At 39.2% G+C, this 20,893-nt stretch carries 22 protein-coding genes and 1 pseudogene; 21 read left to right on the forward strand and 2 right to left on the reverse strand.

From position 1 onward, the window contains the following. The 6 genes from LOZ80_RS38940 to LOZ80_RS38965 all read left to right on the forward strand — a co-directional run bounded on the left by LOZ80_RS38940 (nucleotide 1) and on the right by LOZ80_RS38965 (nucleotide 8,605). On the forward strand, nucleotides 1-1,794 hold the full coding sequence (locus LOZ80_RS38940; protein ID WP_238169488.1) for a cache domain-containing sensor histidine kinase: 1,794 nt from the start codon (nucleotides 1-3) through the stop codon (nucleotides 1,792-1,794). A gap of 120 nt (nucleotides 1,795-1,914) precedes the next feature. Continuing rightward, the gene (locus LOZ80_RS38945) at nucleotides 1,915-2,859 is read left to right on the forward strand and encodes an ABC transporter permease (protein WP_238169489.1); all 945 of its coding nucleotides are present in this window, start codon (nucleotides 1,915-1,917) and stop codon (nucleotides 2,857-2,859) included. Next, the gene (locus LOZ80_RS38950) at nucleotides 2,853-3,713 is read left to right on the forward strand and encodes a carbohydrate ABC transporter permease (protein WP_238169490.1); all 861 of its coding nucleotides are present in this window, start codon (nucleotides 2,853-2,855) and stop codon (nucleotides 3,711-3,713) included. Before LOZ80_RS38945 ends, LOZ80_RS38950 begins: the two co-directional genes overlap by 7 nt. A 97-nt stretch (nucleotides 3,714-3,810) precedes the next feature. Further along, nucleotides 3,811-5,352, forward strand: a complete 1,542-nt coding sequence (locus LOZ80_RS38955; RefSeq protein ID WP_238169491.1) for an extracellular solute-binding protein — start codon at nucleotides 3,811-3,813, stop codon at nucleotides 5,350-5,352. 32 nt (nucleotides 5,353-5,384) lie between these two features. Then, nucleotides 5,385-7,658 (forward strand): glycoside hydrolase family 95 protein, encoded by a 2,274-nt coding sequence (locus LOZ80_RS38960; protein WP_238169492.1) that lies wholly within the window; start codon nucleotides 5,385-5,387, stop codon nucleotides 7,656-7,658. 119 nt (nucleotides 7,659-7,777) lie between these two features. Then, nucleotides 7,778-8,605: a phytanoyl-CoA dioxygenase family protein gene (locus tag LOZ80_RS38965; protein WP_238169493.1), complete on the forward strand. Its 828-nt coding sequence runs from the start codon at nucleotides 7,778-7,780 to the stop codon at nucleotides 8,603-8,605. Nucleotides 8,606-8,622: 17 nt separating this feature from the next. Here LOZ80_RS38965 and LOZ80_RS38970 read toward each other — a convergent pair whose 3' ends face one another. Continuing rightward, entirely contained in the window at nucleotides 8,623-10,260 is a 1,638-nt protein-coding gene (locus LOZ80_RS38970; protein ID WP_238169494.1) for a GMC oxidoreductase, read from the reverse strand. A gap of 359 nt (nucleotides 10,261-10,619) precedes the next feature. Between LOZ80_RS38970 and LOZ80_RS38975 the strand changes: the two genes are divergently transcribed. The 4 genes and pseudogenes from LOZ80_RS38975 to LOZ80_RS38990 all read left to right on the forward strand — a co-directional run bounded on the left by LOZ80_RS38975 (nucleotide 10,620) and on the right by LOZ80_RS38990 (nucleotide 12,610). Next, nucleotides 10,620-11,285: a carboxylesterase family protein gene (locus LOZ80_RS38975; protein ID WP_238169495.1), complete on the forward strand. Its 666-nt coding sequence runs from the start codon at nucleotides 10,620-10,622 to the stop codon at nucleotides 11,283-11,285. Nucleotides 11,286-11,412: 127 nt separating this feature from the next. Further along, nucleotides 11,413-12,009 carry a stalk domain-containing protein gene (locus LOZ80_RS38980; protein ID WP_238169496.1) on the forward strand — a complete coding sequence of 199 codons (597 nt, stop codon included), beginning with the start codon at nucleotides 11,413-11,415 and terminating at the stop codon, nucleotides 12,007-12,009. 302 nt (nucleotides 12,010-12,311) lie between these two features. Further along, a pseudogene (locus LOZ80_RS38985) lies at nucleotides 12,312-12,380 on the forward strand (hypothetical protein); the annotation flags it as partial. A gap of 41 nt (nucleotides 12,381-12,421) precedes the next feature. Beyond that, nucleotides 12,422-12,610 carry a recombinase zinc beta ribbon domain-containing protein gene (locus LOZ80_RS38990; RefSeq protein ID WP_238173233.1) on the forward strand — a complete coding sequence of 63 codons (189 nt, stop codon included), beginning with the start codon at nucleotides 12,422-12,424 and terminating at the stop codon, nucleotides 12,608-12,610. Between the two features lie 132 nt (nucleotides 12,611-12,742). On the opposite strand, the gene LOZ80_RS38995 is transcribed toward LOZ80_RS38990, so the two are convergent. After that, complete coding sequence (locus LOZ80_RS38995) at nucleotides 12,743-13,042, reverse strand: hypothetical protein (RefSeq protein ID WP_238169497.1); 300 nt, start codon at nucleotides 13,040-13,042, stop codon at nucleotides 12,743-12,745. A gap of 177 nt (nucleotides 13,043-13,219) precedes the next feature. Here LOZ80_RS38995 and LOZ80_RS39000 point away from each other — a divergent pair, with 177 nt between their 5' ends. From LOZ80_RS39000 to LOZ80_RS39050, 11 genes are all read left to right on the forward strand, one after another. Beyond that, complete coding sequence (locus tag LOZ80_RS39000) at nucleotides 13,220-13,765, forward strand: hypothetical protein (RefSeq protein ID WP_238169498.1); 546 nt, start codon at nucleotides 13,220-13,222, stop codon at nucleotides 13,763-13,765. A 177-nt stretch (nucleotides 13,766-13,942) separates the two neighbouring features. Continuing rightward, on the forward strand, nucleotides 13,943-14,470 hold the full coding sequence (locus LOZ80_RS39005; RefSeq protein ID WP_238169499.1) for a DUF3841 domain-containing protein: 528 nt from the start codon (nucleotides 13,943-13,945) through the stop codon (nucleotides 14,468-14,470). Nucleotides 14,471-14,744: 274 nt separating this feature from the next. Beyond that, nucleotides 14,745-15,266, forward strand: coding sequence for a DUF6985 domain-containing protein (locus LOZ80_RS39010; RefSeq protein WP_238169500.1), 522 nt, complete (start codon nucleotides 14,745-14,747; stop codon nucleotides 15,264-15,266). A 36-nt stretch (nucleotides 15,267-15,302) separates the two neighbouring features. After that, a complete protein-coding gene (locus tag LOZ80_RS39015) occupies nucleotides 15,303-15,566 on the forward strand; it encodes a hypothetical protein (protein ID WP_238169501.1) in 264 nt (87 codons plus the stop codon). 300 nt (nucleotides 15,567-15,866) lie between these two features. Then, nucleotides 15,867-16,334 carry a hypothetical protein gene (locus tag LOZ80_RS39020; RefSeq protein WP_238169502.1) on the forward strand — a complete coding sequence of 156 codons (468 nt, stop codon included), beginning with the start codon at nucleotides 15,867-15,869 and terminating at the stop codon, nucleotides 16,332-16,334. Nucleotides 16,335-16,383: 49 nt separating this feature from the next. Then, nucleotides 16,384-16,740 carry a hypothetical protein gene (locus LOZ80_RS39025; protein ID WP_238169503.1) on the forward strand — a complete coding sequence of 119 codons (357 nt, stop codon included), beginning with the start codon at nucleotides 16,384-16,386 and terminating at the stop codon, nucleotides 16,738-16,740. A gap of 34 nt (nucleotides 16,741-16,774) precedes the next feature. Beyond that, nucleotides 16,775-17,083, forward strand: a complete 309-nt coding sequence (locus LOZ80_RS39030; protein WP_238169504.1) for a hypothetical protein — start codon at nucleotides 16,775-16,777, stop codon at nucleotides 17,081-17,083. Nucleotides 17,084-17,654: 571 nt separating this feature from the next. After that, nucleotides 17,655-18,038 (forward strand): 1,4-dihydroxy-6-naphthoate synthase, encoded by a 384-nt coding sequence (locus LOZ80_RS39035; protein ID WP_238169505.1) that lies wholly within the window; start codon nucleotides 17,655-17,657, stop codon nucleotides 18,036-18,038. After that, a complete protein-coding gene (locus LOZ80_RS39040) occupies nucleotides 17,971-18,633 on the forward strand; it encodes a hypothetical protein (protein WP_238169506.1) in 663 nt (220 codons plus the stop codon). Before LOZ80_RS39035 ends, LOZ80_RS39040 begins: the two co-directional genes overlap by 68 nt. A gap of 38 nt (nucleotides 18,634-18,671) precedes the next feature. Beyond that, a complete protein-coding gene (locus LOZ80_RS39045; protein ID WP_238169507.1) occupies nucleotides 18,672-18,995 on the forward strand; it encodes a hypothetical protein in 324 nt (107 codons plus the stop codon). A gap of 1,201 nt (nucleotides 18,996-20,196) precedes the next feature. Then, nucleotides 20,197-20,679 carry a hypothetical protein gene (locus LOZ80_RS39050; RefSeq protein ID WP_238169508.1) on the forward strand — a complete coding sequence of 161 codons (483 nt, stop codon included), beginning with the start codon at nucleotides 20,197-20,199 and terminating at the stop codon, nucleotides 20,677-20,679. Nucleotides 20,680-20,893: the final 214 nt, after the last annotated feature.

Below are 20,893 nucleotides of genomic sequence, written 5' to 3' on the forward strand. Positions count from 1 at the left end.
ATGAAAGCGCTTATATCCTGGTTTGGTAGTTGGGGCATGCTGGCCAAACATTTTCTTTTTTTGTCACTGGGAACACTCGTTCTGTTAGGGGGGCTTGGCTGGATCAACTTGCGCGAAGCGGAAGGATTGTTCCGGAGGCAGGTCGTGTCGGACGCACAAATTATTATTGACCGAACCAATCTGTATATGAATGCTTATCTGGATAATGTGCAAAATATACTTATGCTTATCTCGACCCGTGAAGATTTGTTGAACGAAGGCAAAGAGAAGGAGGCAGCGGATGTTCTGCGTTCGTATGCGAATATGAACAGAACGCTGTATAAGTCGCTCTATCTGGTCGGTGAAGATGGTCATGTTATTTCCAACTCTCAAACCACTTTCGATATTATTGGTAATCCTCAGATTCCTTTACTGCTCACGAAAGCCAAGCAAACCTACGGGATGTTTATTACTGAGCCCTATCAGTCCCCCATGTCGGGTAAAACTGTAGCCTTCGTTCTGCCGATTCAATCTTCTTCGACGAAGTCATTCAAAGGGATTGCTGTCGTGGAAATTGATCTTGTTCAATTAACGAATTTAATCGCTCAATTCATGAATACGAAAAATCAAACATTCACGATCATCACCAATAAAAAGAATGTTGTTCATTCGTTTGATGCCGGGCTCCCGCTTAGCTCCTACCGACTGCTTCCGTATAATACATCTGTGTTCCCTCCGGAGCTGGATGCAGGCTTTGTCGACAAGGTGTCAGAGCTTCCTCAAGGAGCAGCGGAAATCACAGGCCCCGAAGGCGATTTGGTTGCAGTGAAGTCCGGGATGAACAAGCTTGGCTGGTATTTCATCGCTTTCTATAAGAATAGTTTTTTCTATCAAAATATTCGCAGCCTATACCGAAATTTCAGCACGGCGGGCGTTTTCTGGATATTCCTTGTCTTAATCAGCACCTATATGATAAGCCGGTATATTACGCTGCCTGTACGTACACTGGTTGCGAAGATGGACCGGGTTCGAGATATGGAGGTTCTTCACATCATACACGCGACTGGAAATGACGAAATCGGCCGATTGGCCCGAAGCTATAATGCCATGATGGAGCGGATCCATCATTTGCTGCAGGAAACGAAGGAGGCGGAACGCCGCAAGAAGCATTTCGAGCTGAAAATGCTGCAGAGTCAAATCGCCCCCCACTTTTTGTATAACACACTGGCTTGTATTAGTTCTTTGGCCAAGCAGCACAAAATCGATGAGGTTCGGGAAACGATCAAGACGCTTGTTGGCTTGTTGTCGTTTAGCTTTGATAAAAGCACGGAGTTCGTCACTTTGGCGGACGAGTTGGAAGGGCTGCGCATGTATGCGTATATTCAGAAGGTACGATACGGCGATAAGTTGACGCTGCAGATCGATGCTGCGGAAGCAACGCTATCCCAAACCATTTTAAAGCTAACCTTGCAGCCGCTTGTGGAGAATGCTATTTTCCACGGTATTGCACCGCTCAAGCGCATGGGTATGATTCGTATTCGGACGAAGTCTGTGAAACATAAACTGATTATTACGATCAGGGATAACGGGCTTGGGATGAACTCAGAGGTCTTGAACAGTCTGTTTGAAGAGCGGCACAGAGCCCCGAGTAAACATAGATTCACAGGAATCGGAATTATGAATGTCCAAGAACGAATTCGGCTGCATTTCGGAACGGAATATGGATTGTCCATTTTCTCACGGCCAGAAAGCGGGACGTTGATTCGAATCGAACTTCCCGCTGTGGAACATGAACAGGTAGAAAAAACCAATTAAAGCGTTTGCAATAATTCGGACATTTTCGCAGGATCACTGTATATTTTCCAAAGAAAGCGCTTGCTATACTAAATTCAACCCGTTAGTAAGCGAGTGAACAGATGGAAAAGAGGTGGCCGCATGGAACAGCAAATGGCAGTCGGGCAGAAAACAAAACTTAAATTATCAGCGAAGCAGATTTGGGCTTTTCGAGCTTTTTATCTCATGCTTTTGCCCGGCGTTATTTATTTCATTATTTTCCGCTACATTCCGATGTATGGAGTGGTTATTGCGTTTAAGGATTTTCAAATACTAGATGGTATTCTCGGCAGTGGTTGGGCTAATCCATGGTACAAGCATTTTCAATCGTTTTTTAATTCCCCTTATTTCGGACAGCTCATGGCCAACACTTTCATTATTAGCATCTATAAACTGGTCTTCGGCATGGCCCCGCCAATTATTATGGCGCTGCTTCTCAATGAATGCAGGCTGCGCTGGTTCAAAACCGTCGTGCAGACGATAACGTACATGCCGCATTTCTTATCCTGGGTCATTATTTACGGTATCTTAGTCGCACTCCTTTCGCAAAACTCAGGAATTGTCAACCGCTTTATCGAAGATGCCGGCGGACAATCGATAGGCTTCATGACATCGATTGATTACTTCCGGACCATTCTAGTAAGTTCGGAAGTTTGGAAAGATCTCGGCTGGGGCGCGATCATCTACTTGGCAGCGATGACAGCGATCGATCCGACCTTGTACGAGGCAGCCCGCGTGGACGGCGCAAGCCGCCTGCGGATGATTTGGCACATTACCCTGCCAGGCATTCGGAATGTGATTGTGCTTCTGCTCATCTTAAAGCTGGGCCATATTATGGATGCCGGGTTCGATCAAATTTATATTTTGTATAACATCCAAGTTTATCAAGTTGCCGACATATTGGACACCTGGGTGTTCCGGACAGGTCTGCAGCAGCTCAACTTCTCTCTGGGGGCAGCCGTTGGATTGTTCAAATCGATGATTGGACTCGTTCTGGTACTCGGCTCCAATCAGTTATCCAAGAAATGGGGTGAGGGCATATGGTAAGAGGTTGGGAAGACCGGATCGTGAATACGATTGTCGTCCTCATTCTCGGGCTTGCTGCGCTAGCGGCCATTGTGCCGCTGATGTATGTGATAGCCGTATCCATCACACCTTTCTCTGAGGTACTGAAAAACGGCGGCTTCATCCTGATTCCGAAGTCCATCACCTTTAGCGCTTACCACAAGCTTTTCACCGAAACCAATATCCCAAAAGCTTTCTGGGTGACGATCTTCATCACTGTGGTCGGCACGCTGGTCAACTTGATTTTGACTTCGCTGATGGCTTATCCGCTTAGCCGCCGCAATCTCCCTGGCAGAAGCTATTTCCTGCTTATGGTCGTCTTTACGATGCTGTTCAGCGGGGGACTCATTCCGACCTATTTGGTTGTGAAATCGTTAGGGCTTCTGGATTCCGTCTGGTCCATGATTTTACCGAATGCGATTTGGAGCTTTAATATTTTGATCATGAAAAGTTTTTTTGAAAGCCTCCCTGAAGAGTTGTTTGAATCGGCCCGGATGGATGGCGCGAAGGAATTCCGGATATTATGGCAAATCGTATTGCCGCTCTCTATTCCATCTATGCTCACGATTGGGTTGTTCTACATGGTCGGTCATTGGAATGAATTTTTCCAGGCGATTATGTACGTGACGGATCGTAATCTATTTCCACTACAAGTCGTTATTCGCGAGATTCTTATGATGTCTCAGCAGCCGCTTGAAAATGCCGAAAATATTCTTCCTACCGAAACGTTGCAAATGGCGGCCGTTGTTACAGCCTGCTTACCGATTATTCTTGTCTACCCGTTCATTCAAAAGCATTTCACCAAAGGTATGCTAATGGGTTCTATCAAGGGTTGACCCCGTATGGATGATTGTGTCAGGACTGCAGCCTGATTCATCCTGTTGCGGTGACAATAGAAATAACATTCATTTTTAAAAGAAAGAAGGGGAATGTATGAAAAAAAAATTGCTCGTGCCAATTCTTCTCGCTATGACCTTCGCTGGTGGTACGCTTATTGCCGGTTGCGGTGGAGCGCCTGCTGCCGATAAATCTGCTGCCGATAAATCTGCGGAAAGCAGCAACTCGGTAACCAGTATCAAGCCTGTCAAGCTCGACATTCTGCAAGGCGGCGGCGCTCTGCCACCCCCCGATCAGGATAATATTAAGCAGGAGTTGGATAAAGCGCTGAATACAGATCTCAATCAGACTGTGTATGCATCTGGCGAGGATTACAAAAACCAGCTTAATGTGCGCATGTCTTCCGGCAATTTCCCGGACTTGTTCACTGTAGACCGGCAGCAATTAAAACAGCTTTCAGATCAAGGACTTCTTCTTGACTTTACGCCTTATATGGATAAACTTAAGCCGCTGCAAGATTTCATTGGGGCTGACAGTCTGAAAAAGGGGATGCTGAACGGTAAAACCTATGCCATTGCCAAATCGCCTACAGTCCCCTATAATACGCTCTGGATTCGTCAGGATTGGCTGGATAAGCTGAATATGAAAATGCCGACGACGCTGGAAGAACTGCTCGAGGTTTCGAAAGCGTTTACGGAGAAAGACCCGGACGGGAATGGAAAAAAAGATACGTATGGCCTTACAGGCGGCAAGTTGGCCACGTTTGATACTGTTTTCGGAGCCTTTGGCGTAGGAATGACATTCGGCGCACCAACCATTTATGTAAAGGACAATAAATTGGTGAATTCGCTGTATGATCCTGGGATGAAGGATGCCCTCGCGTTCATTCAGAAAATGATTGCTTCCGGATCGGTGGACCCTGAGCTTTTGGCCAATGCGGGTCCTCAAGAGCAACAGAAGGCAATTAAAGGGCAAGCAGGTATCATTTATATAGCTTGGTCGGGTCTCATGAAGGATGAATATGTCGAGCAGATTAAAGCTGTGAATCCCAATGCCACATGGGTGCAGGTCGATGCGATTAAAGGACCAGGCGGCAAATATGCTTATGCCAATGACATTGGGGTTGCACCAGCGATGTTTGCCGTTCCGAAATCGCTTGAGAAAAATCCGGAAAAGCTGCAAAAGGTCTTCGACTTGCTTAATTACGTGTCCTCCAAGGATGGCTCACAGTTGGTGCAGTACGGGGTGAAAGGCAAGCATTATAACCTTGATGGTAATAAAGTGGTTCCAACCGATTTAATGGGCAAGGAAGGCGGTTATTTCTGGCTGTATCAATTTGCAGGCCGCCCGGAAATGAATTATTTGACGGTGAAATTTGCGAAGCAGGCCAAGTTTATAGAATTCGCTAGTAAGCAGCCGCATATCGACGGACTGGCTGGTTTCGTTGACTTGCCAAATGGCTATAATGCTGCCGATGCGAATCGGTACATGCAAGAGGAGTTATATAAGTTCGTCTATGGCAAACGTCCGATGAGCGAATATGACAGTTTTTTGAAGACATTGGAAGGCACTATGAATTATAAATTATATTTGGACGCAGCGGAGAAAAGGGTGAAAGAGCTCGGCTATGTGAAGTGAAATCAGTAACTATTCGGAGGAGAACGCAGGTTATGGAGAATCAGCCGTTACACCTTAGGTATAAAAAGCCGGCAAATGATTGGGAAAACGAAGCTCTGCCGATTGGCAACGGAAGGTTAGGCGGGATGGTGTTCGGAGGTATACAGGAGGAACGGATTCAATTCAATGAAGAGTCCCTTTTCTCCGGAAAGCCGTCCAAAGTCAATCTGGAAGCTCATAAAGAGCTTCAACCGATTCGTGACTATTTGGCTAAACAAGATTATGCTGCCGCTCAACATCATGCCAATGAAATATTCTTGGAAAAATCGTCTTACGGCGATAGGAGTGATTTTGGCATGTATCAAAATTTTGGAGATATCGCCATTATTTTTGATCATCCGGATCATGCGCTTAACTATATCCGTGAGCTTTCATTGGACGAAGGCATAGCGAGAGTTTCTTACACACTCAACGGCAAGCAGTATCTTCGCGAATATTTCAGCAGCTATCCCGACGATCTTATGGTTTTGCGTTTCACGTGCAGTGAAACTCAGTCCTTGCATATGACGTTCAGGTACAATAGCGGTCAAGAGAACTCAAAGGTTTTCGTCAAAAATAATAATAAGCTTATTCTGGAGGGACAAGCGGATTATTTGGACTTTCAGGCCAGCCTTCTTGTTACGCGTAAAGGCGGGAAATTGGTGAGCGGTGAAGATTCGATATCCGTTCAAGGCGCGGATGAAGTTGTCGTTTATTTCAATGCAGCAACCGATTATTTTCCAGTAGAACCCAATTTTAAGGGCAAAGATTATACAACGATCAATAAAACATTAATTAGTCATGCCCTCGAGAAAGGCTATGAAGCTTTAAAGACTCGTCATATTCAAGACCATCAGCAGTTATTTCACCGATTAAGACTGCAAATTACAGGTGTGGATGATAAGCATCTTCCGACGGACGAACGTTTGGTCAATTATCGCGATGGCCGGGAAGATGCGGGATTGGAAACATTGCTCTTTCAATACGGTCGCTATTTATTAATTGCTAGTTCAAGGGAAGGCGGACTTCCCGCAAATTTGCAGGGAATTTGGAATAACAGCAACAATCCGGTGTGGGGGTCGATGTTCTGCTTTAACATTAATCTCAATATGAATTATTGGCATGCCCAGACGACCAATCTAAGCGAGTGCCATATGCCGCTCATTCAGTTTATCGACAGCATGAGAGCAAGCGGAAGAATTTCTGCAAAAGCATATTTTAACGTAGGCGGTTGGTTTGCCGCAAAGAAATCGGATTTATGGCGCTTTACGCAGCCCTACGCCGAAGCGAAGAACGGTTTGTTCATGGGAGGAAGCGGCTGGCTGTGCCAAGATGTGTGGGAATACTACAGCTTCACTCGCGATGAGGAATATTTACGAAACATAGCCTATCCGATTATGAAAGAAAGCGCACAGTTTTACCTGGATTTCTTGGTTGAGAATGAGGTTGGATACCTGGTTTCTTCGCCAACCACTTCACCAGAACATCATTTTAAGCTGGAGGGTGCCTCATATTCGGTCAGCGACGGGACGGAAATCGATCATCGCATTGTGGAAGAACTGTACAACAATTGTATAGAATCCTCTCGGATTTTAGGTATTGATGAGGAATTCCGGGAATTATTGATGAAAGAAGTTGTCAAGATTGCCCCGACGAAGATCGGAAGAAACGGCAACATTCAAGAGTGGTATCACGATTGGGATGAAGCAGAAGTGGAGCATCGGCATCTATCCCATCTGTATGGTGTCCATCCAGGTCATGCGATAACGCCTGCCCATGCATCAGAGTTTGTGGATGCGGCCAAAGTTTCTTTGGATAGACGCGGTGATCTGGAGACGGGATGGAGTCGAGCCTGGAAAGTCAATCTTTGGGCGCGATTATGGGATGGCAACCGAGCTTATAAGATTATAAGCAGTATTGTGAAAGATAGAACCAATGATAATTTGTTCAATACGCATCCACCTTTTCAAATTGACGGCAACTTTGGATTTACAGCTGGCGTGGCTGAGATGCTTTTGCAAAGCAGTTATGCCGGAGAGATCAGGCTGCTCCCGGCATTGCCTGATCAATGGGGCAACGGGCAGGTGTCGGGGCTAAAGGCCAGAGGAGGCTTTGAAGTGAGCATGACATGGAGCGAAGGCAGATTGACTTCAGCGACCATTCAAGGAAAGCCTTCAAACCAAGGGGGTTTGCGCTACGGAAATGAGCTTACAGCTTTTGTGATTCCTGAAAATGGGATTTATGAATATACTCCAATCGATCTATCAGTTGGACGCAGCGGAGAATAGAATCAAAGAACTTGGGTATGTGAAGTAAGCAATACTGTAGGATGAGAAGTCGTCATTCGCTTCACGCTCTTCTTTCGATGCAAATTTACACAGTGTAAAATAAAAAGGAGCGTATGATCATGACACAACAAACTTTGGATATTTCTGCAATGATGCAACAATTTCACGAGAACGGTTATCTGATTCTGCCGGGTGTTCTGTCTGAAGAGAAGGTCAATCGGCTGAATGCCGCCATTGACCGAATTGTCACTGAGGAACCGGAATCCTTGGCCTACAACATCTATAACAGTGTAGAGCGTGACGATGAAATAGCTTCACTTATCGACGAGCCGGCGCTGCTTCCGCTAATGGTGAATCTACTGGGCTATAATATTCAGCTGCACATCTCACATTTGACCATACGCAAACCGAACCCGAACGATGTAAAAACGGAATCGCATAGTTTCATCAACTGGCATCAAGACGGTCCGCATCCACAGTTTCCTAAGCAGGACGGCATTACCTCTACCTATTATATTAAAACCTGCTATATTCTGAGCGACATGTCGGAGCCGGACCGCGGAAATACGAAAATTGTTCCTGGCTCACATAATAAGCATTTTCATCCAGAAAGCCAGGATGTTCATGGTCAGGTGGCAGGTGAAGTGCAAATATGCGGCAAGCCGGGGGATGTGTTCATTTTCCCACAAAACCTATGGCATGCCGGGGCGCCTAATCGCTCGGAATTCACACGCCGGCAGTTGTTTCTGGGCTACAGCCCGATTTGGATGAGACCTATTGATTATCGAACGGCTTCAGACAGGCTTTTGGAAAATGCCTCTCCCTATCGCAAGCAGCTTCTTGGAGTTATAGATGAGAACCCGTTTAAATACTATGTTCCCTCAGAATCTATGGTACCATTGAAGGAGCTATACAATCAGGATGCTGGAAAAAGCGTCTACAAATGAGCTCAGTAGTTAGATATTTATTTTAATTGATGAATAATATGGTCTGCCGTGCGGATCGCTAAGGCAACCGTTGTCAATGTAGGATTGGCGGCCCCGCTGTAAGGGATAACGCTATTGTCAGCCACATATAGGTTGGACATTCCGTGTATACGCCCATATGGGTTCGTGGCAGAAGTGGATGGGTCGTTGCCCATACGGCAACGACCCATTTCATGGTAATCTTCTCCCGGTACGAATAAAGATAAGTCGGGTTGGCGGTTCTTTGCGCCGATAGATGCTTGTAGACTGGAGATCATTTTATTTGTAGCGTACAGCATTTTCCCAATAATGGTCTTATCCTTCTCGCTATAGGAGAAATGAACCTGTATTTCTGGTACCCCGTACGTATCCAATCTATTGGGATTTAGAGAGATGTAATTCTCAAACTGCGGTTCGACAACACCCAGGGTCTCGATTCCGATATCAAATTCTTTGAGGATTTGTTTATTTTCAAAAACCGGATACCATAAATATCTTTCTAGATCCGGACCATAGATGATCATTTGATAGGGATCACCAACTGTTCGAGGTTTCCAAATAAACAGCGTCCCTAACACGTCTGGAAAATAGCTGCGGTCAATCTTTACGGTTGCAACTATTTTGGAGTGATTCATTAAATAATGACCGATGGCTTTTCCTGGTATTCCCGAATATAAGAGAAGGCGGGGGGTTTCCCAAGTACTCGCGGACACGACAATAGTTTTTGCTTTGATGAAGTAAGATTTTTTGTCTGGTGACATGACCCGTACACCTGTTGCGCTTCCATTGGCGGACAAGATCTGAACAGCGCGCGCATTTACGGCTAAATCAAACGGCCGCTGATTTAAGGCCGAACCCAGAAAGGCAATAGAACTGAATAAAGCGTTGGAATGGACTTGACCGAACTTCGTTGCCGAAAGATCAATTGCCGTTGGCAGCTCTGTAACCTCAGGGAAACCGCTTCTTCTAAGTATATCGAGCATCACCGTAGTAATCGTGGAATCTTGCGTATATCCTTTCGAAATATTCATAATCCGTTCAGCGATATTATAATAGGGGGTCAATTCTTCGTAAGGGATTGGCCATTCCTTCATGTCGACGGGATGCATACGAGGCGAAGCCGTCGACCAGAACAAGGTTTTGCCTCCCAACGCGAAAACCTGGGAGGCTCCTGGATATTCAGGTTGGGATTTTCCTAGCGGATGCGATATATTTTTGTAGAAATCCCGTTTACGGGATGCATTCAACGTAGGAATATTCATACTGTGCGTGGGAATTAAGAGATCTCCTCTCTCGACGATACCAATCCGTTTGCCGTTTAGTCCCCACTGCTCGCATAATCTCCATAGGACTGCAGGGCCCCCCGCCCCGGCTCCGATAATAAGCACATCGTATTCTGTTTGTGACATTTGCTCTAATGAAGTTAAAGGAATCCACTGTTTTAGATCGGTTTCGGGAGGCTGAGGGGCAGCGATGGGAATAGGGATCATTCTTTTGAAAAGCACCTTTTGCCCAGCGATGTAAGTATCGGGATTTTGAATGTGTGGATTGAGAGATAGTAGTTTGTGTATATCAAGCCGCAAACTATAGGCGATACTCCTTAAGGTATCACCCGTTTGTGCAATATAGGAATCCATAACAGGTCACATCCATTCTGCAATTATGATATATCTTATGAGCAAGAATTCTATTTATGAGGATGGGTTTTGCTGAAAAGGTCATTGGGAAAGGTCTTACTTTTATTAGTATCGATACGATAACAACGCTAGATGTTGAAAAGCCCTTTAGAGGGCTTTTTTGCGTTAACAGCAATATTCAAACTAGCTAGACTATTATCCTGAATTTGTAAATTGGTGATATAATAAGGCGGCAGGCTTATAGGGGGCAAGTTTATACACTGTGATGGCAATTTAGCTCCAGAAAGATACATAGAGGCTCTGGTCTGACTAGATAAAACATGGATTTCATTAAGCTTTGGTTGAGGAGTAGATAAAAAATGCCTGTTAATAATTATGCGTTTCACCAAATAACAACTCAGAATATAAGTGTAAATTATCAATTGTTTTTACCACACGATTATGAATCAAAAAAGGATAACAATTATCCACTAATTTTGTTTCTCCACGGCATAAAAAAACGTGGAGAGGATATTGGTGTGCTTGATGGTTACGGACTAACTTGGATTGCTGAAAGCAAGCAAGACTTCCCTTTTATTGTAGTTACTCCACAATGTCCATCCGATTCTAATTGGATATTAGAGTATCATTCGGTCATAGCTTTGGTTGATGAGATAATAACGAATTATCGAGTTGATTCTGACAGAATATATATAACTGGATTTAGTATGGGTGGAAATGGTGCATGGGATTTCGCTTTAAGATCGCCTGAACTTTTTTCAGCTGTAGTTCCGATTTCAGGGTGGTTCAATCCAGATAAGGCTATGCTGCTAAAAGATGTACCTATTTGGGCTTTTCATTGTGTAGCCGACGATATTGTCCCTGTTTCAGGAACAGAGGACATGGTTAAGGCTTTAACTAGTATCGGTGGGAATGTCAGAGTTACTTATTACTCAGGGTTAAAACATAACCACAAAGTGATGTACGAAACATACAACAAAGCAGAACTGTATACTTGGTTATTGAATCATAAAAGGAAAGTGTAAGCTCTATCCTGAGTTATTGGAAGCGTATATGGCTGAAAATGATGCAGATGAATAATTAAATAATCATAATACAACTTTTCCCATAAGTGGGCGTATATAGTGGTAAATGCATGAGGAGGTATTATCAATGAAAAAATTTATTATAGGTGTAGTTGTAGGGAGCATACTCTCTCTTTCTTCAGTTGTAGTTGCTTCTGATTCAGTACAAGCATATTTATTTGAAGTGTATTTTACAATTAATGGTCGCAATACAGCTATTGAAAAAGATTATTCAGTTCTCAATTATAACGGCAGCACTTATGTTCCTGTTCGTTTCATCGCAGAACAACTAGGTGCTTCTGTTGATTACAATGCAATTAATAAAGAAATAGCAATTAATCAATTTTCATCCAATATGAAAATTCTTACAGATAGTAATTATCCTAATGTGCGCTATAGTTTGTTAGATCTTTATTTAGATGGTGGTTATACAGGAAGTTATGGACTACTTTCAGTCGATAAAATAAAGGAGAGCACAATAACAGAACATGAAATAGATTTTAGCCTGAGTTTTTACGATGCAAATGAAAAGTTGATTGGAACAGCATTAGGATCTCAGTTGCCTAGTTCTTCTGATTACAAACAAACAATAACTACAGGCGAAATCAAAGTTGTACATGCTGGTGGAGTTGGTGATTTCTCTAATTATTCAAGTGTTAAATTTAATGTGACGAAGTATAAATAATTAATAATACTGAACGTCGAAAAGCGAGAAATTCAGAATAACATTTATAACGGATTTGTACAAAAATTATGATTCAAAACTATTATATCCCTTTCACCGACTCCACACATGTGGAGTGCGTGGTAGTGATATATTGGGAGGATTAAATAATTTTAAAATGAGGGGCTTCCTTTAGAGGAGGTTCCATTTTTGTTCACACTTCTATTAATTATGTATTAATTTGGTTAAATTGCTATGATTAATGAAGTGAAATTCTAAGCCGTATATATGAAGAATATCTGGAAGGTAAAAGTTATCAGGGGATTGTTACTGGATTGATGAAGGATAAAATCAAAACGGTCACTGGCGGCGATAGATGGTGGGATTCTTCCATCACGATCATATTAACCAATGAGAAGTACTATGGAGCCTTATTTCAGCAGAAAACAATCACTGTGGATTTCCTTACCCCTGCGGAGCTAATTTCAAAAGGCGAACATGGAATAGTAACAATGTATCGAAGAAAGTTGTATGGCAATGCCGAACTTACGTCAACGAAGGGAAAGAAGCTTGTGATGCCAAAGCAGTAAATGAGTTAGAGTTGCAGGATGCCTTTGTATGAGATAAACGAAATTGTACAAGTCATGAACGCACGGCAAGATTTATCGAAGAGTTCGAGGGGTAAGCTCCAACCTTGTATGTAGAATAGAAATGATTTGACAGATGGCATGGATCGATTCCATGCTGTTAGTCGTCAGAACTCCAATTGGTTATTTTTCAAATAAAGGTTCATTTCCCGGATCATCCCCATGCCATCCTTAACCCCTTTCAGATAAAACCATTCCTTTTCAGCCGAATGCAGATACTGAACGGCATCTTCCCACTCCAACAGAATACCATGAGCAGTACCATCCACTTGATTTTTCAAATCCTTCAGCAATTTCGATGATTTCTGGATTAATGGGGCAATATGTTCCTGTTGTTCCACAGTGAGCGATAAATCATCAAACCTCTCGTGTAATCCCTTTAAAACCCATTCAGGCCATTCTTCCATAGTGATATCCCCTTCCTGTTGTTCGAGTGTGTGTATGTTAACTCTGATGGGAAGGGATGGCAAGTCGTTTTAATTATTTCCTTCTACAAGATCCCCTGATTTTCAACATTCGACTGCTACTTTCTCAAGGCACATGGTATAATTTTACTATTCTAACTGTGATAAGAGGAGTGTTTAATGCTCAACTACAAAGGAAAATCAAATTCAAAATACCTTAAACATCTTTTTCTCTACTTCTTAGAGATGGTGATAGCTACTACTACTACTACTATCAGAACGTTTTTAGAAGGAAGTGGTGCATTACTGTATAATAGCGTTCTGATTAATATATTAAAGGATTATGTTTTCGCGTATACATTATATCAACTAGTTCTTATAGCTGCTTTTAAACTCAAGGATTCTATTGAAATTGATGCATTAACTTCTCTCAAGAATGAAAGTGACAGATTTCAGATTTATGCTGAGTTTAAAAATAAAATACCACAAGCGGCTATTGATAAAATGAAAAATTATTTGACTGAAAATCCTAAAGTTATGCTTAAGAATGAGCATCGCGTTTTATTCGAACATCTAACAATTGCTGCTAGGAGTTATAATAGTGATGATATCCTGCCAGAAGAATTTAGGATGAGAATGAAACAATTTTCAAGGGAAATGGATCACCAGATAAAAGTTCTAGGATTTACTTGGATGAACTCTATATTGTTACGGATTATGAAGTGACGAAATAATTGTTCAAAGTAGAAGTTTTTTTGAAAGATCTAGATAGTAAAAATGAAGTTTTAAGGAAAAGTAATGAGAAGTAGTTCAATTACCTGCAAGAATAAATGATGCACACAGCATGTCATATTGCAGAAAAACTCCTAAAGTAATCAAACAACAATTTGATTGGAGAAATTTGTGGCTACATATTGGACTCTCCAAGAGGAAGTAGTTTGGAATGAAGCAGTAAAAATTGGATATCTTGAAGGAAAACAAGAATATGCGATGTATCCAGCAGAGTACATTTGGATGATGGCACAAATGAAGCAACGACTAGAAAATTACAATGATAAATACCCTATATGGCTATGGATTAAGAAGCCTGATATGAGGTCTGCAAGTCACTTTAAAAGTTATACAAGATGCGTTCGTCTTACTATAGATTTGGAAGAAGAAAATGTGCTAGTTTCAGATTTTGAAGATTGGCATTCTGTTTTGAACAATGGTTTTAATGCCGATAATGAGCAAGAATATGATGATTTTTACGAAGGGAAATTAAAGATTACAAAGGAGGAGAGTTGGGAACGTATTTTTGAATTAGAACGTATCCAAGATCCTCTTTGGAGTGGAGTTAGAGATTGGCTGCAAGGTGTTACTGGTAGAATTGATATCAATAAAGTGAAGAAGGTTGAGCATTTTATAAGTCGAAAACAAGTAGAGTTTTAGATGTAAAACAAATATTTTATTATGAAAGCTGCGGTGATTAATATCTGGTTCGTAGGTATTCAGCGGATATTTGATAGTAGAGTGTACATATATGAGACAGAGGTGGAGGCAAAGGAAGCATATGATAAAATGTTTGTGAAAAGCTGTGAGGACGATGGAGAAATTGAAGCAAAAGTTGTATACGGAAAAATCTCTGAGATTGCACAAATTAAGCAGATATCATGAAATAATACTATTGACTGATTTTTAAAAAAAATGAAGGTAGTTGACACTGATGACAAAGCAAATATTAGATCTTACATTAGATGAATTTGGATATAAAGTGATGATAAATCTACCCGTTTGGAATGAATTTACTTCAGACTCAAACGATGTTTATGAAGTAGATTTTGGTGGAGACATAAATTCACCTCTACTCAGTGAATTAATAGATACTTATGATTTTATTGTATCCAATCAAGAAGAAATTAAGAATGTAATACTACAAGAGTTAGTTGAAGAATATAGTGGTTTCCAAGCAAAATATTGCGATGATGAAGATGATGAGTTTATGCCAGATTTAACTGGTGTTAATGATCTAAAGCCCTTAATCAGTTTAGCAAGAGTTCATATCTTAGATGTAATCAAGGACGGCATTGGTTATTTTGGCTTTGAATTTGATTGCTCGTGGGATGAAGAGCACGGTTTTGGTGTAATGCTATTTAAAAACGAAGTAGTTGCATTGGGGGGATCAGACTCATCCTTTCTTTCATGGATAGCTAATGATCATTTAAATGAAAGTAGCGATACAAAATGAATCAATTCTATCAACGAGAGAAGATGAGGTGCTATAATGCGAGATTATATTGGAATTAAAGAAAAAGTGCAAATTGATTCGTTAATAGCAAATTTTGATGAAATCACAAAAGGGCTTGAAATTCTGAATAACAATAAGAAACTGGAATTAGATAGGCTCCTTGTAGATGCGAGTAAATTATTAAAAGGCTTAGAAGGAGTTCAGCAGTACATTAAAGTAGAACACGCAAAATCAACTGTTGAAATTATGTCTGGGGCTTTGAGTGAGATAGAAAGAATAAAATTTATCAATGATAAATAATAAAACAATCCTTTCATAAGAATGAGGTGAAAAATATATGGAGCCATGGGAATTAGCTGAAGGAGAAAGATATAAGGAAAACAAGACTGTCTAGTTAATCAAGAAAAGTGACGTTGAAAATAAATCCATTACATATATAGAAAATCCTCGCGGCGGTCATGTTCTAGGACGATGCAGCATCAATGACTTTTGTGATTGGGCAATAAGTGTGTATACAGCAGAGAAAGAAATTTGGGAGCAAAATAGCAAGTTTGTGGAAATAATCAAATAAAAAAAGTTTATATAAGGAGATATGAACATATGGGACTGTACACTAGTTTTCGCTGCAAATTAAAATTGAAAGATGAATTTCTACCAGTTATTAGAGAATTGATGGAGGAGGGTTTAGACTGGAGCGAACTTGAAACTAATAGCGAAGAAATTAATGAATTTAGTACATATGATCGAGCGGATTCTATTCCTTTTGGAGGCCTTTCATATGCTCCGGATGAATGGGAGCAGGAAGACAACACTATATGGAGTCGTAGCACTGAAAACGGTATCTGGACATTCCAATGCAGTGTTAAAAACAGTGAAACAATTCTTGAATTTATGAGAAGGGTAGTTCCAGCTATTTCTGTAGAAAGTCTTCATCTTGAAATGTTCTTTGAAGAGGATGTCTATTCAACAATGTATAAACTTATTGATGGTAAAGTAGAAGAAATCGATGAAAAGAACAAATATGGTTTTGAAGACAATGATGACTATGAGGGTTTTGGATATAGATAAGGCATTGAAATGAATCTTTCAATACCTAATTTTAAGGAGTGAATGAGCAATGATAGTAATCGAAGGCAAGGCAGGAAAGAGTGTAGTTTTGCAGGATATCATTAATGATCAAATGAGAAATAGGAATGTAGTTGTCATTGATACAGTTAAAGTACACGGTTTACAGGTTCCTGATGGTGTAGATCATTTAATCTTAGATGCAGATTTTGAGAAAGCTCTTGAGATATTTGAGTCAGCATATAAAAACGAGTTCAGTAGATATGATTGGATTGTATTTGAGTTCAATGTAGAAATAACAGAAGTTGATTTAAGCACTTTTAAAGCAATTGACAGAGAATATCCTCAGAATTTTATTGTTACTGTACAAAATGATGCTCTAGAACAGGTTAATGTCTATTTTGCATAGTCAACAAAATCAGAGTTTTATGGGAGAGTTAAAAATGAATAAAGTAATTTTAATTATCGTGCTGATTGCCATTTTGCTTATTGGATGCGGCGACCGAAAACAAGAAGCGGTTGATTTAGCTCTAAAAACAATAGAAACGGAATTTCCAAAAATAACAAATGTTAAAGTTGAAAATGTTGACATTGTGAAAGATTGGAAAGAAACGCCAAGCGGGAAGAATGATTTAGCTAAAGTTACAATATCTTTTGATGAAGAATCAAAACATAAGAAGTTAGTTTATTGGTTAACCAACTTGAATGATAATGGTTGGTTTGCCCAAGAGTATATATGGGTGTTGCAATAGTGAAACTTTGAAATGAAATCGAAGTTTTATTAGAGTACATAATATTTAGATAATAATTGGTGACGAAAGAATGATTTTATTGATAGAAACGGGGGACTAAATTGAAGAAAATAAGGATAATATCTGTCCCATTTAATGATCAATGAATGAAAGACATGGAAAATGACTTAGATAATTCACAATACGTCCAAGAGTTTAAAATTAATGAGAAACAATTTTATACATTATTTGAGTCAGGTATATTCAATGTTCTAAACAGAGAATGTGATGTACTAATTGACGACTTTGAAACAGAGCTCATCGATTTTGAAAGCTTACTTAAAGCGAACAAAGTACTAAGTAATTCATTCGAAAATTCAAATTGTTATGAAATAGAAGTGTTAGTAGGGCTAATTTCCTTAGCAATAGAGATGAAAACAGGAATTTATTTTCATTTTTAACTTTCAGCAACTTTGAATATTTCTTTTAGCCCCCGACAATAAATTTAATATTCCGAATACATTAGAAAAAGTCAAGAATTTTTAGGATTAAAATGTAAGCACGATTCTATAGAGTGGAGAGGGGAAATATAATGACACACTATGATAATTTGTATTGTAAGTTATTCATTGACACAGACATTGATATAAACTCGCTATTTGATTTAGTGTGTCAAATTGTATCAGGTTTTAGAAAAGTTATGCGGACAGTTGTTACAGACCTAAGTGAAATAGATATTATGAAAAATGATGACTTTGATGCTTTAAAAAAAGACTATGGAAGTGATGGCTTTCTCTTCTTTAAATACTATTGTGATATTCAACCAACGGATTATATAGGATTGGACGAGGGAAAATATATATCAAGTGTTTCACTGTTATTGGAAAGTCTATGGGATATAAAAATAAATGCAGTATGTGCTTGTGATTTTGAGGGAGAACTACCAAGAATGGGCGGATATAATCCTAACAGATGATAAAAGAGCAATTTTATTTGAATGGAGTTATTTGTATATGGATTTTGGGTGGAGAATAACTAAATACAATCCAGATCATAGAAATGATAGAGGTAATTATTCAAAAGATGAATGGACTTCAATCTCAGATATTGGAAGCACTTATGATAATAAGCCATTAACCATTGAAAAATATAAAGAAACAGAAGATTTGTATGTAAGAGCAATTCTCACCTTTGTAGAATTTCTAAATATCCCATATTTACAAGTCAAAGAACTTTGGATGCAGGATGCAAACGATTATGAGCAAAGAAGTAACAACAGTAAGTATCAATCAATTTATTCAAGGGAATTAGTCGATGCTTTTTCCACAATTACAGAAGGAGAATTATTACAAAAGGATTCAATCGTACAAACTACTCGATTGATATTAAGAGAAAATATTTGGTGTAAGTATCAGTATCAAGCATTAATGTATGTACACTTTGGGTACGATTACTACATGTACATTGGAAGTTCACAACCCTGTAGCGGACTGATTCAAGGAATTGTCGCATCAGGATTGTTTGTAGAGCCTTTTGAATCGCCTTATCTTGACAATGAAGATGATGAATAAATAAAACATGGATTTCATTAAAAGTCAGGGGGCAATTTGTGGCTGATGTTGAAGCTATTATAACCTTTTTAGAATCGAAAGATGGCGGAAGAAGCAGAAATGTTTTCAATGGGTATCGCCCTAATCATTTAATAAAAGATGACTACTTAACTACTGGTGTGCATCATTATTACGATATGGAAGAAGTTGTTCTTGGGAAATCTGTTTATGGAACGATTACATTTATATCTCCTGAAGCATACCCACATTGTTTATGGGTTGGAAAAATAATTAATATCCAAGAAGGGTCTAGGATTGTTGGGTATGCCGAAATCACAAAAATCTTTAACGATCTTTTGATTAAAGAAATCGTTGAAGATTAATATTTATTGAATAAAAGAGAAGTTTTATATGATCTCGTCTCAGGAAAAAATTGTTGGCGTGGTAAATGAAAACCCTATTTCATGTGTGTAGTTGATTTATTGGATATTCATCCCAGATTGGAATGAAAAGAAAATTTTAACAGGGGGGGGTAAAATAGAAAATGAAAATAGTATTTTGGGCATTCAGATTTATTCTTACTAAGTACATACAATGGTCTGAAAAAAACATTAAACTATTATTCATATTAGCAATAATCTTCGCATTTATTAATATCTTTGTATCTTTTGTTATTGCATACCTATTGATAATTAGTATTCTTTTGGAAATTATTTTTTTCAAGCTTAATGATTATATATCTATAAACAGATTTACTGGTACTTTAAATATGCGATCTGATATTGATGTTCATAAACTAGAAAGGACTCGTAAGCTTTTCAATAAGAATAGAGCTGAATTCCTTTCACTAATGTTTGAGGATGGAATCAAGGATATTAAAAATTATTCTAAGTTTAAAATCCCCTGTTAATTTTTCATTAAAGCGATTAAAGTAACAACCAATTAAGCTATTTATAAAATAATGTTAAATAAATATGGATCAAAAAGAAAAAGAAATTCCAGAAAAGTTAATGTTTCTGAGATGGAAAATGATTTTTGGTATTTTATTTAACCCAAAGAAAAATTCGCTATTATTAGGTCATTTAATGAGGCCGACACATTATTACAAAATTAAGATAGATTTAATTGATATTATTTAACTAATAGACAATAAAACAACAATTTAAATGAGAGTTAGGTGTCTTGATGTTAAAGGTTATGTTTATGGCTCCAAATGGAGAAACATTATATAGCCGCGACATGTCACTAGAACAACTCTATGCACTCAAATTCGTGGAATCAATCGATGTAGAGTGAATCATATACTATCTCAGACATGGACTATAACGTTAATATAGAAGAGCTGTATGTATGGCTCAAATGAGTTATTTATTAAAAATTCAAAGGAGACAACATGAGAACTGAAAATCAAGTAAAGGCCAAATTAATCCAACTGCGAGAGTTACAGAAGCTAAATGATACTGAGGAAATCAGAATACAAATTGAAATGCTGGAATGGATTATAAATCAACCGACTGAAAGTTATCACTGTAAGTCGTAATAAAACATATATTTCAATGAAATTAATGTGGGAGATGTGTATTAATGAACAACAATGATTCAAGATCCCTATTCGAAAAGCAGATAGAGGCGTTAGAGAATTCAAATTGGAAGATTGAATTCAACTCAGATACTTTAGTTGCCAAGATTGTGGATGAGCGTGGTATCGAAATTGATATTGCTACTTTAGGGTTTCTCCTTGGGCAATTAGAAGAATATGGGAAGTTGAAAATTGAACAGAAATATGGGGAAAGAAGAAAAACTCCAATAGACGAATTTACAAAAAAGAGAATCGGTGTCTTGGATTATGTGCTTATAGAAGATGAACATACTGAATCATTTAGAAAAATATTCGAAGCTTTTCATGATCAAAATGAGCTTTTTAACTTAGAATCATTTTATGTTTCTAAGAAGAATGGATTGATTCATGAGGAATTTAATGCATATCTTCCGGTTGATGAGGCAGAGAAATTGTTGGAGCCTTTGCAAAATTTCGTCGATAAGTATAAAAAAGATGATAGTGAATGATAAAATAATTTCTTTTAATGCTGGAGTGAATCGAATGGTTATGATTAAGTTCCTATAATTTGCGATGATACTGGTGAAACTTTCATGTCATATAAAGCATACTTAACCAGTGAGCATTGGAAAGACGTCCGAAGAAGGTACGCGGCTTCAAAATTTAAGAATGAGTGTAATGTATGTAAGTCCAAATTCAAATTAAATCTGCACCATAAATCTT

The sequence above is a fragment of the Paenibacillus sp. HWE-109 genome (assembly GCF_022163125.1).
GTDB lineage: Bacteria > Bacillota > Bacilli > Paenibacillales > NBRC-103111 > Paenibacillus_E.

Coding starts and splice junctions, on each gene's coding strand:
- LOZ80_RS38940 (WP_238169488.1), top strand. CDS start 1: ATGAAAGCGCTTATATCCTGGTTTGGTAGTTGGGGCATGCTGGCCAAA.
- LOZ80_RS38945 (WP_238169489.1), top strand. CDS start 1,915: ATGGAACAGCAAATGGCAGTCGGGCAGAAAACAAAACTTAAATTATCA.
- LOZ80_RS38950 (WP_238169490.1), top strand. CDS start 2,853: ATGGTAAGAGGTTGGGAAGACCGGATCGTGAATACGATTGTCGTCCTC.
- LOZ80_RS38955 (WP_238169491.1), top strand. CDS start 3,811: ATGAAAAAAAAATTGCTCGTGCCAATTCTTCTCGCTATGACCTTCGCT.
- LOZ80_RS38960 (WP_238169492.1), top strand. CDS start 5,385: ATGGAGAATCAGCCGTTACACCTTAGGTATAAAAAGCCGGCAAATGAT.
- LOZ80_RS38965 (WP_238169493.1), top strand. CDS start 7,778: ATGACACAACAAACTTTGGATATTTCTGCAATGATGCAACAATTTCAC.
- LOZ80_RS38970 (WP_238169494.1), bottom strand. CDS start 10,260: ATGGATTCCTATATTGCACAAACGGGTGATACCTTAAGGAGTATCGCC.
- LOZ80_RS38975 (WP_238169495.1), top strand. CDS start 10,620: ATGCCTGTTAATAATTATGCGTTTCACCAAATAACAACTCAGAATATA.
- LOZ80_RS38980 (WP_238169496.1), top strand. CDS start 11,413: ATGAAAAAATTTATTATAGGTGTAGTTGTAGGGAGCATACTCTCTCTT.
- LOZ80_RS38995 (WP_238169497.1), bottom strand. CDS start 13,042: ATGGAAGAATGGCCTGAATGGGTTTTAAAGGGATTACACGAGAGGTTT.
- LOZ80_RS39000 (WP_238169498.1), top strand. CDS start 13,220: ATGCTCAACTACAAAGGAAAATCAAATTCAAAATACCTTAAACATCTT.
- LOZ80_RS39010 (WP_238169500.1), top strand. CDS start 14,745: ATGACAAAGCAAATATTAGATCTTACATTAGATGAATTTGGATATAAA.
- LOZ80_RS39015 (WP_238169501.1), top strand. CDS start 15,303: ATGCGAGATTATATTGGAATTAAAGAAAAAGTGCAAATTGATTCGTTA.
- LOZ80_RS39020 (WP_238169502.1), top strand. CDS start 15,867: ATGGGACTGTACACTAGTTTTCGCTGCAAATTAAAATTGAAAGATGAA.
- LOZ80_RS39025 (WP_238169503.1), top strand. CDS start 16,384: ATGATAGTAATCGAAGGCAAGGCAGGAAAGAGTGTAGTTTTGCAGGAT.
- LOZ80_RS39030 (WP_238169504.1), top strand. CDS start 16,775: ATGAATAAAGTAATTTTAATTATCGTGCTGATTGCCATTTTGCTTATT.
- LOZ80_RS39035 (WP_238169505.1), top strand. CDS start 17,655: ATGACACACTATGATAATTTGTATTGTAAGTTATTCATTGACACAGAC.
- LOZ80_RS39040 (WP_238169506.1), top strand. CDS start 17,971: ATGCAGTATGTGCTTGTGATTTTGAGGGAGAACTACCAAGAATGGGCG.
- LOZ80_RS39050 (WP_238169508.1), top strand. CDS start 20,197: ATGAACAACAATGATTCAAGATCCCTATTCGAAAAGCAGATAGAGGCG.